The sequence below is a fragment of the Lactobacillus sp. UMNPBX6 genome (assembly GCF_002553975.1).
Classification (GTDB): Bacteria; Bacillota; Bacilli; order Lactobacillales; family Lactobacillaceae; genus Lactobacillus; species Lactobacillus gallinarum.
In genome coordinates, this window is sequence record NZ_PCZD01000014.1 from 1 (window position 1) to 15,697 (window position 15,697).

Here is a 15,697-nt window from a genome sequence, read left to right on the forward strand (position 1 = left end):
TATAAGATAGGCGAAAAGGCAGGTCTTTTCGCCTTTATTTTATACAAAAAAAGAGATCGAATCCAAATGATTCGATCTCTAAAAAAGCACCCTTAATTGTCAATGTCTTAACTTAATGACATTGCTATTTCAGCTTAGACCTTTTTATTTTTCTCTAAAATAAAAAGATTCACTTTGCGTGAATCTTTATCGTTACATACCAGCTTTAATAATTTTCTTTTCGGCCATTTTCTTTCTAAGGGCAAGCATAGCAGTATAAGTAGAAAGAATATAAACCTTCTTAGTTGGTAATTTTTTAATTTCTTCGATTAAGCTATCATAATCTGGATTGGTGCTCATTGTACCTGGATCAAAGCCAGCAATTTCTAATCTGAAGCCCATGTCATGCCAACGTTGTCCACCAACCAGAACTTTCTTAATCTTGTCTTTATTTAATCCTTCAAAATCAGCATCCCAAATCCATGATGTATCAATACCATCTGCGTGGTTAGCATTAAGCAGTGCAACTAAAGAATAATCATCCTTTTCGGTGTTGAGCATGTGTAACACTTCATCAAGTCCAACAGGATTTTTGACCAAGATTAAATCAATATCTTTATTACCGTAATGAATTAATTCTTGACGGCCAAAAATACGCTTGTTTTCTGCAAATGCTTGAGCGACTTCAGCTTCAGTTAAGCCAAAATGACGTGCTACTGAGTAAGCAGCCAAAGCATTATAAATGTTGTAAGTACCACCGATGTTAATAGAGTAATCCTTGTTGCCCATTTGGAATTTCAAACTATTAGGCGTTTGTTCAAGAATGTTATTGACTGTAAAAGTCAAGTCAGGACGGTCGTAGCCACAATTAGGGCAGAAGAAGTCACCTAAGTTTGCGTAAATTCTGCTATGGTAATGCAAAATATGATCACATTTAGGGCAGAGCACACCATCAGTATTAACAGGGGCCTTAAGATCGTTTTCTGGTTTATCATCAGGTAATTTGAAACCGTAGAAAATTTTCTTATTAGGGAGCTCAACTGATGAAAAGATGCTTGCATCGCCGTTAGCAATAATGGTCGCATCAGGTGCTAATTTGATACCATCAACGATTTTGTCGTAGGTCGTATAAATCTCACCGTATCGATCCATCTGATCACGGAAAATATTTGTTAAAACAAATACGCTAGGATGAAGCAACTTAGTTACCATTTTTACGTTAGCTTCATCAACTTCTAGCACCGCAATCTTTCGCTTAACATGTTTATGTTTGTGAGCCAAAAAAGCCGTTACAATTCCTTGCTGCATGTTTGAACCTGATGGGTTAGTTAAAACATCACCGTATTTTTTCTTTAAGGCTTCAACTATTAATGCAGTAGTCATGGTTTTCCCATTAGTACCAGTAACGATTACGGTTTCGTAGCCTTTGGCTAGAGAATTAAGAACGTTTGGATCAATTTTCATAGCAAACTTGCCAGGAAAACTAGTACCACCTTTTAAAACGTTATGTAAAAACCAGTAACTAGACTTTCCCGCAACTTTGGCGATTCCTGATTTAAAACTCATGTTATAATCCCTCACTTTAAAACTATGTTTTAGTTTAGCATAGAGCAGGAATGAAAACGAGGTTTTACTGTTCATTTAGCTACACAAATTTATTTTTTCCTCTATACTATGTTAGGCGAATACTTTTTAAGTAAAAGGGAGGGCCCGGAATGTCGCAATTATTTTTTCGTTATGGTGCAATGAGTAGTGGTAAAACAATAGAGATTTTAAAGGTGGCTCACAATTATGAGGCACAAGGACGAAAAATTGCTTTAATGACGAGCGGACTTGATAATCGTAGTGGTGTTGGTACGGTTGCTTCTAGGATTGGCCTACATCGAAAGGCAATTCCAATTACTGAAGATATGAATTTATTTACATACATCGAAAAGATGAATAGCCATGATCTAGCTGATGGAAAAGGAAAATTGGCTTGTGTTTTAATTGATGAAGCACAGTTTTTGAAAAGACATCATGTTTTGGAATGTGCCAAAATTGTAGATGAATTTAATATCCCAGTAATGGCGTTTGGCTTAAAAAATGATTTTCAGAATCATTTATTTGAAGGCAGTGAAAATTTATTGATTTTTGCTGATAAAATAGAAGAGATGAAAACTATTTGTCATTATTGTGGTCATAAAGCAACAATGAATTTAAGAGTTAATAATGGCAAACCTGTATATGAAGGTGAGCAGGTACAAATTGGTGGCGATGAGAGTTACTATCCAGTTTGTCGCTATCATTATTTTCACCCAGGTATTCAGAGATAGAGAGGACTTTTAATTTATGGATAAAGTAATGGCTCAATTAGAGGGCTTAGTAGCTCATTATGAAGAACTTCAAGAAATGATGGCAGACCCTGAAGTTATTAATGATACTAAGCGTTACATGGAAATTTCTAAAGAAGAAGCCGATTTGCGTGAAGTTGTACAAAAGTACAAGAAATACAAAAAGGATAAGCAAGAAATTGCTGACAATAAAGAAATTATTGCCAGTGAAACAGATGCTGATTTGATCGAAATGGCTAAAGAAGAAAACGCTGAAATTGAAAAAGAAATTCCAGAACTCGAAGATCAAATTAAAATTTTAATGCTGCCAAAGGACCCTAATGATGACAAAGACATCATCATGGAAATTCGTGGTGCCGCTGGTGGTGATGAAGCTTCACTTTTTGCTGGCGATTTGCTTAGAATGTATGAAAAATACGCTGAACGTCAAAACTGGAAGGTTTCGATGATTGATTCAGACCCAACAGAAGTTGGTGGTTATAAGCGTGTTGCCATTATGATTACTGGGGACAAGGTTTATTCAAAATTGAAATATGAAAATGGTGCTCACCGTGTTCAACGTATCCCAGTAACTGAATCCCAAGGTCGTGTTCATACCTCAACTGCTACTGTTGCCGTTATGCCAGAATATGAGCAAGTTGATATTGATATTGATCCTAAAGATATTCGTGTCGATGTTTACCGTTCAAGTGGTGCCGGTGGTCAGCACATCAACAAGACTTCTAGTGCCGTACGTATGACTCACTTACCAACGGGTATCGTAGTTGCTATGCAGGATCAACGTAGTCAGCAACAAAACCGTGAAAAAGCTATGCAAATTTTGAAATCACGTGTTTACGATTATTACGAAAGTCAAAATCAAGCTCAATATGATGCCAAGCGTAAGAGCGCTGTTGGTACAGGGGATCGTTCAGAAAGAATTAGAACCTACAACTATCCTCAAAACCGTGTAACTGATCACCGTATTGGTTTAACTATTAACAAGCTTGATCGAGTAATGAACGGTGAACTTGACGAAATTATTGATGCATTGATTCTTTATAACCAAACTAAGCAATTAGAGGAGTTGGCTGATCAAAATGCCTAAAACTTTAAAGAAAATTAGAATTAAGGCAGGCGAAACTGCTGAAAATGCTCGTCCTGAAGATATTGACTATGTTTTAGCTGAGCGTCTTAATTTGACTCCAAGTGAATTTGAGTTAAAACAAGATATGGTCTTATCTGATGCCCAGTTAAAACAAGCTAATAAAGACATTAAAAAGCTAGCTAAGGGTGTTTCTCCGCAGTATATTTTGGGTTACGCCTGGTTTTTGGGATATAAGATTATGGTGCAGCGAGGAGTTTTGATTCCTCGTTTTGAAACCGAAGAACTAGTTGAATGGGCACTTAAGTCGTTAAAGAGCGGCGATAAGGTGCTTGATCTTGGTACTGGTTCGGGATGCATCACTGTTGCTCTTGCTAAAGAGGCAGAGAAAAATGGAATTAAAGATTTGATCCTTTATGCTAGTGATATTACCGATTCTGCATTAAGAACTAGTGAAGAGAATTTCTTGACTTATGACTTGGATGTAGTAACGCGCAAAGCGAATGTCTTAATTGGATTAGAGAAGTTCGACAAGATTATTTCTAACCCGCCATATATTAAGACAACTGAGAAAAAAGAGATGGATGATAATGTCCTGCAGAATGAACCTAAAGAGGCTCTTTTTGCAGGTAGTGACGGTTTAGATTTTTATAAAAAATTTGCTAAACAGGTTCGTGATCATTTAAATAGTCATGGTGAATTTTTCTTGGAATTTGGTTTCAGTGAAGAAGATCAATTAAAAGAATTATTTGCTAAAGAATTGCCTGATTTTGATATTGAATTTAGAAAAGACATGGCCGGCAAGCCACGCATGGTTCATGGAAGGTGGCAAAAATAAAAATTATGGAAACCAAAATTTTTAAAAAAGATCAACTTGATGAAGCTGTTAAATTATTAGCTGAAGGGGAGCTTGTAGCATTTCCTACTGAAACAGTTTATGGTTTAGGCGCTATTGCAACTAAAGAAAAGTCTGTCAAGGGCGTTTATGCCGCAAAAGGTCGCCCTAGTGATAATCCATTGATCGTTACGGTTTCTGATGAAAAAATGATGGAGCGTTATGCCAAGGAAGTGCCTGAAAGAGCTAAGAAATTAATCAAGCATTTTTGGCCAGGTCCATTGACTTTGCTTTTGTTTGTCAAGCCTGGTACGCTTCCAGATGCTGTTACAGGTGGTCTTGATACAGTTGCATTTCGTTGTCCTGACGATCAGTTAACTCATGATTTGATTGCAAAATTGGGTTATCCAATCGTAGGTCCATCTGCTAATACTTCAACTAAGCCAAGTCCAACAACAGCTGAGCATGTTTACCACGATTTGAAAGGTAAGATTGCAGGTATTATTGATGGTGGTCCAACTCGCGTGGGTCTTGAATCAACTATTATTGATTTATCAGTCAAAACTCCAATTGTTCTTCGTCCAGGTGAGATTACGCCAGAAGAACTTAGTGAAGTTTTAGGCGAAAAAGTTTTAATTAATACTGGTAAGGTTGCAGATAAAGATGTGCCGAAGGCTCCAGGTATGAAGTATCGCCACTATGCTCCAAGTGAACCAGTGATCGTAGTAGATGATCCCGCTGACTTTAGTCAAATTGACTTTAATGATAAAACGGGTGTTGCCGCACTGGGTTCAGTTTTGGACCAAATTGATTTGCCAGATGAAAACAAGTTTAATTTAGGTAAGAACTTAGTTGATGCCGATCATAATTTATTTGGCGGATTACGTTATTTTGACGATAAAGACGACATCGCCACAATTTATGTTCAAGGTTTTGATGAAGGCGAAGAAAGTTTGGCTTACATGAATCGTTTGAACAAAGCTGCTGGTGGACATCATTTTAATAAATAAAAAATAAACGCAAAGGGGTTTAAACCCTTTGCGTTTTTGATTAAAATATTTATGATCAGATTATTTGTTATAGGAGGCATATATGGGAAAGTTTGTAGTTTTGGATCATCCATTGATTCAACACAAATTAACTATCATTCGTCGTAAGGACACAGGTTCAAATGAATTTCGTAGAATTGTTGGCGAAATTGGTGGGTTAATGACCTATGAAATTACGAGAGATTTACCACTTGAAGATGTTGAAATTGAAACACCAATGGGTAAAACTGTCCAAAAAGAAATTGCTGGTAAGAAATTGACAATTGTGCCAATTTTACGTGCTGGTATCGGGATGCTTAATGGTGTTCTTGATATGGTACCATCAGCTAAAATTGCGGTCATCGGCATGTATCGTGATGAAAAAACTTTGAAGCCACATGAATACTTCTTCAAGGCTCCAAAGGATATTGCTGAACGTGAATGTTTAGTTGTTGACCCAATGCTTGCAACTGGTGGTTCAGCAAATGATGCCATTGCTGCATTAAAGAAGCGCGGCGTTAAAGAAATCAAGTTAGCAGTTTTAGTAGCGGCTCCAGAAGGAATCAAGGCTGTTCAAGAAGCTAACCCAGATGTTGATATTTACGCAGCTGCTGAAGATGAAAAGTTGATGGATAACGGCTACATCTTCCCAGGTTTGGGTGATGCTGGTGACCGATTATTCGGAACTAAGTAATCCCTTTTTCGTAAAAATATTTATTAGAATACGCTTTCATGTTACACAAAGGGATTTTTTGGTGTTAAGATGATTTACGTGTTCGAGTTTAATTCAACACGAGAAGGGAGGTCACGAAGTAATGGAGAAATCATTTGTTTTTAAATTCATGGGCTTGAATTTTGATCTTACTGGGATCATCGGTTCAACGCTAATGGCTTTAGCAGTTTTTCTTATCTGCCTTTGGCTTGCAAGAAAAGTTGAAATGAAACCTAACAAAAGACAAAATGTTTTTGAATATTTACTCGATTTTACTAACGGTATCGTCAAAGATAATGTTAGTGATGTAGATGCGCAAAAACACCTATCTTTATATGCACTTGTTTTATTTCTTTTCATTTGGTTTATGAACCAATTGGGTATGTTTATGGAAGTCAAAGTTGATGATTGGGTCTTTATCAAGTCACCAACTGCTGATCCAGTAGCGACAATGTCGTTTGCAATGATGACCTTGCTTCTATCGTTCACATTCGGCGTACAAAGATTTGGTGTTGGCGGCTATTTAAAGAATTATACGCAGCCAGTTGGTTTTATGCTCCCAATTAACATTATTGAAGAGTTTACCAATTTCTTAACCTTATCATTACGTTTATATGGGAACATTTATGCTGGTGAAGTTTTGCTTACATTAATTGGTAATGATCTAGCACATGCTGGTGGACCATTTACATTGATTCTAGCAGCTCCATTAGCCATGATTTGGCAAGGTTTCTCTGTCTTCATTGGCTCTATCCAGGCATATGTTTTCGTAACTTTATCAATGGTTTACATTGGTAAGAAAGTTACTACAGAATAAATTTTGGAGGTATAAATTTATGTCAGAAGCTTTTAAATACCTTGCTGCATCCATCGCAGCTGGTTTGGCAGCTTTAGCTGCTTCATTGGGTAACGGTAAAGTTATTTCAAAAACTCTTGAAGGTATGGCTCGTCAACCTGAAAGTGCAGGTAACTTAAGAGCAACAATGTTTATCGGTGTTGGTTTGATCGAAGCCGTTCCTATTTTGGCTATCGTTGTTGCCTTCTTGATTCTTTTCCTTTAATAAAATTTTTAAAACTAAAGGATTTAAATATTAAAGAGAGAAGGGCAGTAAATGACTATTCAAACATTATTTGCAGCCTCACATCATATTTACCTAGGTAATGCACTTTGGTATTTAATTTGTTTTGCCATCTTGATGTTATTGGTCAAGCACTTTGCTTGGGGTCCAGTATCAGAAATGATGGAAAAGCGGCGGCAAAAAGTTATTAATGACTTGGATTCAGCTGCAAGTGATCGCAAAAAGGCTGAAACGCTTGCTAACGAGCGTGAAGCTGCCTTGAAGAACTCAAGACAAGAAGCAACACAGATTCTCTCTGACGCTAAAGCTAATGCGCAAAAAACTGGCAAAGAAATCGTAGCAAGTGCGAATGAAGATGCTGCAGCAATTCGTAAGAAGGCAAATGAAGAAGCCACTAAGGCTAAATCAGATGCATTGAATTCTGCACGTGATCAAGTTGCTGATATTTCTGTAGCTATTGCTGAAAAGGTAATTGCTAAGAATTTATCTGCTGAAGACCAAAAAGATTTAGTCGACCAATTTATTAAGGGGTTGGATGATTAATGGCTTTAAGTAGAGAAGAAGTAGCTGCACGCTACGGTGCCGCTTTGTTCGGCTATGCGCAAGATAATAAAGTACTTGATAGCGTTTATGATGAAATGGTGGAGTTGAAAAAGGCAGTAGTTGCCACTCCTCAAGTCATCAACGTTTTAAGTGATCCTATCTTAAACAGTAAGGATAAAAAAGATTTTTTAACTGCTATTGAAAAAGATTTTTCAAAAGAAGTACAAGGCTTTTTAAATTTGCTGCTTGAATATGATCGTTTTGCATACTTGGTCGATATTATTGATCAATTTGTTGTACTTTATGATGATAAAAACAAGATCGCATCTGGTACTGCAACTACAGCAGTGAAGTTGGATGATGATCAACTTAAGCGTTTAGGTGATGGTTTCGCTAAGAAATATAACTTAAATGCTGTGCGTCTTGAGAATAAAGTTGATCCAAGTATTTTAGGCGGCGTGATTCTTCAAGTGAAGGATCGCGTGATTGATGGATCAGTTAAAAATAAGCTGAAGAAGATCCGTGCGCAAATAATTGATGAAAATTAAAAGAGGTGAAACCATTGAGCATTAAAGCGGAAGAAATTAGCTCCTTGATCAAGCAGCAACTTGAACATTACGACGACAAGCTCGACATTAACGAAGTTGGTGTTGTAACTTACGTTGGTGATGGTATCGCCCGGGCTCACGGACTTAATAATGCATTAGCCGGTGAGTTGTTAAAATTTGATAACGGTTCATACGGTATTGCTCAAAACCTTGATGCTAGTGATGTTGGTATCATTATCCTAGGTAAATTTGACGATATTCGTGAAGGCGACCGTGTTCAAAGAACTGGTCGAATTATGTCAGTTCCTGTTGGTGACGCCCTAATCGGTAGAGTAGTTAACCCATTGGGTCAACCTGTTGACGGTTTAGGTGAAATTAAGGCTGATAAGACGCGTCCTATTGAAGAAAAGGCTCCAGGGGTTATGGACCGTCAATCAGTTAATCAACCACTTCAAACTGGTATTAAGGCTATCGATGCCTTAGTTCCAATTGGTCGTGGACAGCGTGAATTGATTATTGGTGACCGTAAAACTGGTAAGACTAGTTTAGCCATCGATACAATTCTTAACCAAAAGAACCAAGATGTAATTTGTATTTATGTTGCTATTGGTCAAAAGGAATCAACCGTTAGAACTCAAGTAGAAACTTTAAAGCGTTTCGGAGCAATGGATTATACCATTGTTGTTGAAGCGGGCCCAAGTGAACCAGCACCAATGCTTTACATTGCACCATATGCTGGTACTGCTATGGGTGAGGAATTTATGTATAATGGCAAGGATGTATTAATCGTATTTGACGACCTATCAAAACAAGCCGTCGCTTATCGTGAACTTTCCTTGCTTCTCCGTCGTCCGCCTGGTCGTGAAGCTTACCCAGGTGACGTCTTCTACTTACACTCACGTTTGCTAGAACGTAGTGCTAAGTTGAGTGACAAGCTTGGCGGTGGATCTTTGACTGCATTGCCAATTATCCAAACCGAAGCGGGAGACATTTCTGCATATATTCCAACCAACGTAATTTCTATTACTGATGGTCAGATTTTCTTACAAAGTGATTTGTTCTTTGCTGGTACTCGTCCAGCCATTGATGCTGGTAACTCAGTTTCTCGTGTTGGTGGTAACGCACAGATTAAGGCTATGAAGAAAGTTGCTGGTACTTTACGTACTGACCTTGCTGCTTTCCGTGAACTTGAAAGTTTCGCTCAATTTGGTAGTGATCTTGATCAAGCCACTCAAGCTAAGTTGAATAGAGGTCAAAGAACTGTTGAAGTATTAAAGCAACCACTTCATGATCCTATTCCAGTTGAGAAACAAGTTTTGATTCTTTATGCTTTGACTCACGGCTATCTTGATTCTATTCCAGTTGAAGACATTAGTCGCTTCCAAAATGAATTGTTTGATAACTTTGACAGCAGTCATGCTGACTTGCTCAAGATAATTCGTGAAACTGGTAAATTGCCAGATGATAAGAAGTTGTCAGCTGCTATTGAGGAATTTAGTGAGAGCTTTGCACCAAGTGAGAAATAGGAGGTAGAATATGCCTGCATCTTTACTTGAGTTGAAGAAGAAAATTGCTTCAGTTAAACAAACTGGTAAAATCACAGAAGCTATGCGAATGGTTTCTGCATCAAAGTTAAACCAAACCGAAGATCGTGATAAAGGTTACACCATTTATAACGATCATGTTCGTAAGACTATTTCTCGCTTGATTAGTTCACAGGTGGTAGATAGCTTGCGCGATCAAGACGTATCAATTGATAAGAGAAATATTGCCAAGATCGATTACACTGATGTATTCGGTTTAGGTATTACAGCTGATATGATTCAACCACGAAAGAATATTAAGTCTACTGGCTTTTTAGTAGTAAGTGGTGATCGTGGTTTGGTAGGTTCTTATAATAGTAATGTTATTAAGAACATGATGGGAATCTTTGAAGATGAACGTGCACAAGGTCATGAAGTTAAAGTCTTGGCCGTAGGTTCAGTTGGAGCCCAATTTTTTAAGAAGAACAACGTTAATGTTGTTTACGAGAAAAATGGTGTGTCCGATGTCCCAACTTTTGATGAAGTTTTGCCAATCGTTTCAACAGCAATCAAGATGTTTTTGAACGGTGTGTTTGATCAACTTTATGTATGTTATACGCACCATGTAAACTCATTATCATCTGCATTTCGTGTTGAAAAGATGTTACCAATTGTCGATTTAGATATTGGTGTTAAAGAAGCTGAAGCACATAAAGAATTAGAATATGATATTGAACCAGATCCTAATAGAGTGTTAATGAAGTTGTTACCACAGTATGCGCGTTCAACCATTTATGGTGCTATTTTGGATGCAAAGACTGCAGAGCATGCTAGTTCAATGACAGCTATGCAGAGTGCAACTGATAATGCTAAGGATTTAGTTTCAAATTTAACTACGAAATTAAATCGTGCTAGACAGGCACAAATTACTACTGAAATTACTGAAATTATCAGTGGTGCAAATGCCTTAGAGTAATAAAGAAAAGGAGGTAGATGTTTTGAGTGAAGGTGAAATCGTTCAAGTAATCGGCCCAGTTGTCGATGTAAAATTCCCAATCGATAAGAATTTGCCTGATATTAACAATGCCTTGCGTGTAATTAAATCCGAGAATGAAAGTATTGTTCTTGAAGTTACAGTTGAGCTTGGTGATGGTGTCTTAAGAACGATTGCCATGGAATCTACCGATGGTCTTCGACGTGGTATGAAAGTTGAAGATACTGGTGGCCCAATCTCAGTTCCTGTTGGGGAAGATACTTTAGGTCGTGTATTCAACGTTTTAGGTCAACCAATTGATGGTGGACCAGAATTCTCAAAGGATCACCCTCGTGAAAGCATCCATAAGGAAGCACCTAAGTATGAAGATTTGACTACTAGTCGTGAAATTCTTGAAACTGGTATCAAGGTTATCGACTTGCTTGAACCATACGTTCGTGGTGGTAAAGTTGGTTTGTTCGGTGGTGCCGGTGTTGGTAAGACCACTATTATTCAGGAATTGATTCACAACATCGCTCAAGAACACGGTGGTATTTCCGTATTTACTGGTGTTGGTGAAAGAACTCGTGAAGGTAACGACCTTTACTTCGAAATGAAAGCTTCAGGCGTTTTAAGTAAAACTGCCATGGTATTTGGTCAGATGAACGAGCCGCCTGGTGCCAGAATGCGTGTTGCGTTAACTGGTTTGACTCTTGCTGAGTACTTTAGAGATGTTGAAGGTCAAGATGTTTTGCTCTTTATCGACAACATTTTCCGGTTTACTCAGGCCGGTTCAGAAGTTTCAGCTTTGCTTGGTCGTATGCCAAGTGCCGTTGGTTACCAGCCAACTTTGGCAACTGAAATGGGTCAATTGCAGGAAAGAATTACTTCAACTAAGAAGGGTTCAATTACTTCTATTCAAGCTGTTTATGTTCCTGCCGATGACTATACTGACCCAGCTCCATCAACCACATTCGCACACTTGGACGCTACTACTAACTTGGAACGTAGTTTGGTAGAACAAGGTATTTACCCAGCCGTTGACCCACTTGAATCAACTTCAAGTGCCCTTGACCCTGAAGTTGTTGGTCAAGAACACTACGAAGTTGCTACTCGTGTTCAACATGTTTTGCAACGTTACCACGAATTGCAAGATATTATTTCTGTTTTAGGTATGGATGAATTATCTGATGAAGAAAAATTGATCGTTGCACGTGCACGTAAAGTTCAATTCTTCTTGTCACAAAACTTCTTTGTTGCTGAACAGTTTACTGGTGTGCCAGGTTCATATGTTCCAATTAAGGAAACCATTAAGGGCTTTAAGCTTATCTTAGATGGTCATCTTGATGACTTACCAGAAGATTCGTTCCGTGGTGTTGGTCCAATTGAAGATGTTTTGAAGAAAGCACAAGAAATGGGCGTAACTCCAAGTGATCCAGAAGCTAAAGCATTACTAGAAAAGTAGGGTGATGTCCAATGGCAGATCCAGAAAAGCTTTTTAAAGTAAATGTTGTAACTCCTAATGGAATGGTTTATTCACATCGTGGAAGCATCGTTGATGTACGTGCTATAGATGGTGAACGTTCAATAATGTATAATCACGTACCCTTGCTTACCCCATTAGTAATTAGTGAGGTCAAGGTTAAACGTAGTCGTGAAATGAATTCAAGAATTGATCACATCGCTATTAGTGGTGGGTATATTGAATTTTCTAATAACGTGGCTACAATTATTGCGGATAGTGCTGAACGTGCTAGAAACATTGATGTATCTCGTGCTCAAGCCGCTAAGGAAAGAGCCGAGAAGCGTTTGAAGGAAGCACGTGAAAAGCATGATGAGCGTACTCTTGAACGTGCTGAAGTTGCTTTAAGACGAGCAATGAACAGAATTAGTGTTTACAACACTAAAGGTCACTAAAAGAGATAAAAAGACGAATGCAGATTTTGCATCCGTCTTTTTTATTAATAAAGGAAAAGAATATGTTTCAATTAGGCGTTCATGCCATTATTAGTATAATAATTTATTTGATTGCAATTGGATTATCTTTTCAGGCAATGAAGGCTGTGCAGCTAGAAAAAATAATTCGTAAAGGACATGTGTTTGAAACGCAATTATTATATTTATTTCTTGCTATTGCATTGGGCTTTTTAGTTGGTAATTTTGTAATTACATTTATCGATACTTCGATGCAATTAGGTAATTTGTTTTAAAGATTGTGTTAAAACAGGGACAGTAAAGGAAACTCTTATTTATTTATGGTAAAATGGACGATGAATAATTATGGAGGGTTATTGTGGCACGAGATATAGGAATTGATTTAGGAACAGCTAATGTACTAATCAATGTCTCTGGAAAAGGGATTGTTTTAAATGAACCATCTGTAGTCGCTGTTAATACTGATACAAATAAAGTAGTAGCAGTTGGCTCAGAGGCATATGAAATGGTAGGAAGAACCCCAGGTAATATTCGCGTAATTCGCCCCTTGAAGAACGGTGTAATTGCGGACTTCGATATTACAGAGGAAATGCTGTCATACTTTATTGAAAAATTAAATGTAAAAGGTTTTATGTCTAAGCCTAATATTTTAATCTGTGCTCCTACAGGAGTTACTTCGATTGAACAAAAGGCTATTATTCAAGCAGCAGAAAAATCAGGTGGCGGTAAGGTTTACCTTGATTTCGAACCTAAGGTAGCTGCAGTAGGTGCAGGACTTGATATTTTTAAACCACAAGGTAATATGGTTATTGATATCGGTGGTGGTACTACTGATATTGCTGTCTTGTCCATGGGGGAAATTGTTACCTCACGTTCACTTCGCTACGCTGGTGATCGTATGAATCAAGCGGTTATTAGCTATATTAAGAATAAACATAATTTATTGATCGGTTCAAGAACTGCTGAACAAATCAAGATTGAAATCGGTAGTGCATTTGAACCTGATGAAGATCAACAAATTAAGGTTCGTGGTCGTGATGTAGTTGATGGCTTACCTAGACAAACTACAGTTGCTGCCCCTGAAATTCAGCATGCTTTGCAAGATGGTCTTATGTCAATCATTGCAGCAGCTAAAGAAGTATTGGAAACTACGCCACCAGAACTTTCAGCTGATATCATTGATCGTGGTATCATGCTTACTGGTGGTGGAGCATTATTGAAGAATATTGATAAGTTGATATCATATTACTTGCAGGTCCCAGTTTTAACAGCTGACCATCCTTTGGAAGCTGTAGCCTTAGGTACTGGTACTTTGCTTAAGAATATTGAAAAACATCAACGACACTAAGTGAGGAGATTACTTGCGAAAGATTTTGATTTTTATCGTACGTATTTATCAGACTCTAATTTCGCCATTATTTCCACCGAGTTGTAGGTATTATCCTACGTGCTCTAGTTATATGATTGATGCTTTGAAAAAACATGGACCAATTTTAGGGCTAATTATGGGAATTAGTCGTATACTAAGATGTAACCCATTTATACGCGGTGGGGTGGACCCAGTTCCTGATAATTTTACTGTTTTTCGAAATCCACATCCTGAGAGATACGAAGATGAGATTATAGCATCTAAGTTTCACCCGGATAGCAAGTAGGAGGATTTATGTCTAAAAAGTTAGAAAATATTGATATTGAAGTTAATGAACTTAAGGGTAAGAATTTACCAACTTGGGAAGTTATTATTCCTAACAAGAAGTCCATTGGTTTAATCGAAAAAGTTGAAGGTCGTTATCGCGCTACTACGACTAAGAGTAGCAATGTATTATTTGCTAATAGTCTAGAAAGCAGTATTAATGACTTACTTTCATACTTTACATTGCATGAAAAATAAAATATAAGTAGTGATTATTTAATGGCAAAAGTTGAAAACAAAACAAGTCTAATTGACCGATTAGCATGGAATATAATTATTCCTGTGGCGTTATTGGCATTAATCAGTCTATATTGTATCTATATAGCTGCACTTGGAGATCCAAGTCACATTGGTTCACCTGTTAAAGCTGTAGTTATGCAAGCATTATGGTATTTGATTTCTATTGTAATTGTTGTAATTGTAATGCAGTTTGATGCAGAGCAATTATTTAAGATAGCACCAATATTTTTCGGAATAGGAATATTCTTGTTAATAGCGGTTTTGTTCTTCTATAATCGTAGTGTTGCAGCGGATACTGGGGCAAAGAGTTGGTTCAAGTTAGGACCTGTTACTTTTCAGCCATCTGAAATAATGAAGCCAGCATTTATCTTGATGTTGGCACGCGTAGTTAAGGATCATAACGATAAATATGGTCATACCATTAAATCAGATTGGCTATTGTTAGGTAAAATAGTTGCATGGCTTGCACCCGTAGCGATTTTATTAAAGTTGCAGAACGACTTTGGTACTATGCTAGTATTTATCGCAATTGTTGGTGGTGTAGTTTTAGTTTCTGGTATATCGTGGAAGATTATTGTTCCCCTATATGGAATAGTCATCATTGGAGCAATTGCAGTTATTCTAATGGTGGTAACGCCAGGTGGGCAAGCGTTTTTAAGTCATTTCTTTCAAGCATATCAGTTTGAAAGAATTAAGTCTTGGCTTAATCCATCAGGTGATACATCATCAGGTGCCTACCAGTTATGGCAAAGTATGAAGGCAATTGGGTCAGGACAACTTTTTGGTAATGGCTTTGGTAAAGCAAGCGTATATGTACCAGTTCGTGGGTCTGACATGGTTTTCTCCGTAATTGGAGAGAATTTTGGCTTTGTAGGCTGTGTAAGTTTGATTTTAATTTATTTATACCTGATTATTCAAATGGTTAAAATTTCATTTAATACTAGAAATGCATTTTATTCATACATTTCTACGGGTGTTATTATGATGATTTTATTCCACGTATTTGAAAATATTGGTATGAACATTGATTTATTACCATTGACTGGTATTCCCTTACCATTTGTTTCTCAAGGTGGTTCAGCCTTGGTAGGGAACATGATTGGTATTGGTTTGATTTTATCAATGAAATTCCATAATCGAGACTACATGTTTAGCACCGCTGGTGATTTCTAGAATATAAATAAAAAAGGTA

At 37.4% G+C, this 15,697-nt stretch carries 19 protein-coding genes; 18 read left to right on the plus strand and 1 reads right to left on the minus strand.

Annotated features, from left to right (window positions below):
* Window positions 1-192: 192 nt before the first annotated feature.
* The gene (locus CP357_RS03680; RefSeq protein ID WP_087175744.1) at window positions 193-1,545 is read right to left on the minus strand and encodes a Mur ligase family protein; all 1,353 of its coding nucleotides are present in this window, start codon (window positions 1,543-1,545) and stop codon (window positions 193-195) included.
* A 149-nt stretch (window positions 1,546-1,694) separates the two neighbouring features.
* Here CP357_RS03680 and CP357_RS03685 point away from each other — a divergent pair, with 149 nt between their 5' ends.
* From CP357_RS03685 to CP357_RS03770, 18 genes are all read left to right on the plus strand, one after another.
* Entirely contained in the window at window positions 1,695-2,294 is a 600-nt protein-coding gene (locus tag CP357_RS03685; protein WP_098036571.1) for a thymidine kinase, read from the plus strand.
* Between the two features lie 16 nt (window positions 2,295-2,310).
* Window positions 2,311-3,399, plus strand: coding sequence for a peptide chain release factor 1 (gene prfA, locus CP357_RS03690; RefSeq protein ID WP_098036572.1), 1,089 nt, complete (start codon window positions 2,311-2,313; stop codon window positions 3,397-3,399).
* Complete coding sequence (prmC, locus tag CP357_RS03695) at window positions 3,392-4,234, plus strand: peptide chain release factor N(5)-glutamine methyltransferase (RefSeq protein WP_087175747.1); 843 nt, start codon at window positions 3,392-3,394, stop codon at window positions 4,232-4,234. Before prfA ends, prmC begins: the two co-directional genes overlap by 8 nt.
* Before the next feature lie 5 nt (window positions 4,235-4,239).
* The gene (locus CP357_RS03700; protein ID WP_025005101.1) at window positions 4,240-5,241 is read left to right on the plus strand and encodes an L-threonylcarbamoyladenylate synthase; all 1,002 of its coding nucleotides are present in this window, start codon (window positions 4,240-4,242) and stop codon (window positions 5,239-5,241) included.
* An 82-nt stretch (window positions 5,242-5,323) separates the two neighbouring features.
* Window positions 5,324-5,953, plus strand: coding sequence for a uracil phosphoribosyltransferase (gene upp / locus CP357_RS03705; RefSeq protein ID WP_025005100.1), 630 nt, complete (start codon window positions 5,324-5,326; stop codon window positions 5,951-5,953).
* A gap of 121 nt (window positions 5,954-6,074) precedes the next feature.
* Window positions 6,075-6,788: a F0F1 ATP synthase subunit A gene (gene atpB / locus CP357_RS03710; RefSeq protein ID WP_025005099.1), complete on the plus strand. Its 714-nt coding sequence runs from the start codon at window positions 6,075-6,077 to the stop codon at window positions 6,786-6,788.
* Window positions 6,789-6,807: 19 nt separating this feature from the next.
* A complete protein-coding gene (gene atpE, locus CP357_RS03715; protein ID WP_005718768.1) occupies window positions 6,808-7,032 on the plus strand; it encodes a F0F1 ATP synthase subunit C in 225 nt (74 codons plus the stop codon).
* 51 nt (window positions 7,033-7,083) lie between these two features.
* Entirely contained in the window at window positions 7,084-7,593 is a 510-nt protein-coding gene (gene atpF, locus CP357_RS03720) for a F0F1 ATP synthase subunit B (protein WP_025005098.1), read from the plus strand.
* On the plus strand, window positions 7,593-8,141 hold the full coding sequence (locus CP357_RS03725) for a F0F1 ATP synthase subunit delta (RefSeq protein WP_025005097.1): 549 nt from the start codon (window positions 7,593-7,595) through the stop codon (window positions 8,139-8,141). The genes atpF and CP357_RS03725 overlap by 1 nt, the downstream gene beginning before the upstream one ends.
* A gap of 14 nt (window positions 8,142-8,155) precedes the next feature.
* Entirely contained in the window at window positions 8,156-9,667 is a 1,512-nt protein-coding gene (atpA, locus tag CP357_RS03730; RefSeq protein WP_025005096.1) for a F0F1 ATP synthase subunit alpha, read from the plus strand.
* A 10-nt stretch (window positions 9,668-9,677) separates the two neighbouring features.
* Entirely contained in the window at window positions 9,678-10,640 is a 963-nt protein-coding gene (locus CP357_RS03735; RefSeq protein ID WP_087175749.1) for a F0F1 ATP synthase subunit gamma, read from the plus strand.
* 22 nt (window positions 10,641-10,662) lie between these two features.
* Window positions 10,663-12,102 carry a F0F1 ATP synthase subunit beta gene (gene atpD, locus CP357_RS03740; protein WP_087175750.1) on the plus strand — a complete coding sequence of 480 codons (1,440 nt, stop codon included), beginning with the start codon at window positions 10,663-10,665 and terminating at the stop codon, window positions 12,100-12,102.
* 11 nt (window positions 12,103-12,113) lie between these two features.
* On the plus strand, window positions 12,114-12,554 hold the full coding sequence (locus tag CP357_RS03745) for a F0F1 ATP synthase subunit epsilon (RefSeq protein WP_087175751.1): 441 nt from the start codon (window positions 12,114-12,116) through the stop codon (window positions 12,552-12,554).
* A gap of 62 nt (window positions 12,555-12,616) precedes the next feature.
* Window positions 12,617-12,847 (plus strand): DUF1146 family protein, encoded by a 231-nt coding sequence (locus CP357_RS03750; protein WP_098036573.1) that lies wholly within the window; start codon window positions 12,617-12,619, stop codon window positions 12,845-12,847.
* Between the two features lie 83 nt (window positions 12,848-12,930).
* Entirely contained in the window at window positions 12,931-13,920 is a 990-nt protein-coding gene (locus CP357_RS03755; protein ID WP_087175752.1) for a rod shape-determining protein, read from the plus strand.
* A 13-nt stretch (window positions 13,921-13,933) separates the two neighbouring features.
* Window positions 13,934-14,227 carry a membrane protein insertion efficiency factor YidD gene (gene yidD / locus CP357_RS03760; protein WP_025005091.1) on the plus strand — a complete coding sequence of 98 codons (294 nt, stop codon included), beginning with the start codon at window positions 13,934-13,936 and terminating at the stop codon, window positions 14,225-14,227.
* An 8-nt stretch (window positions 14,228-14,235) separates the two neighbouring features.
* Window positions 14,236-14,463 (plus strand): DUF2969 domain-containing protein, encoded by a 228-nt coding sequence (locus tag CP357_RS03765; protein WP_025005090.1) that lies wholly within the window; start codon window positions 14,236-14,238, stop codon window positions 14,461-14,463.
* Window positions 14,464-14,484: 21 nt separating this feature from the next.
* Window positions 14,485-15,678: an FtsW/RodA/SpoVE family cell cycle protein gene (locus tag CP357_RS03770; RefSeq protein ID WP_056945450.1), complete on the plus strand. Its 1,194-nt coding sequence runs from the start codon at window positions 14,485-14,487 to the stop codon at window positions 15,676-15,678.
* The last annotated feature ends 19 nt before the right edge of the window (window positions 15,679-15,697 follow it).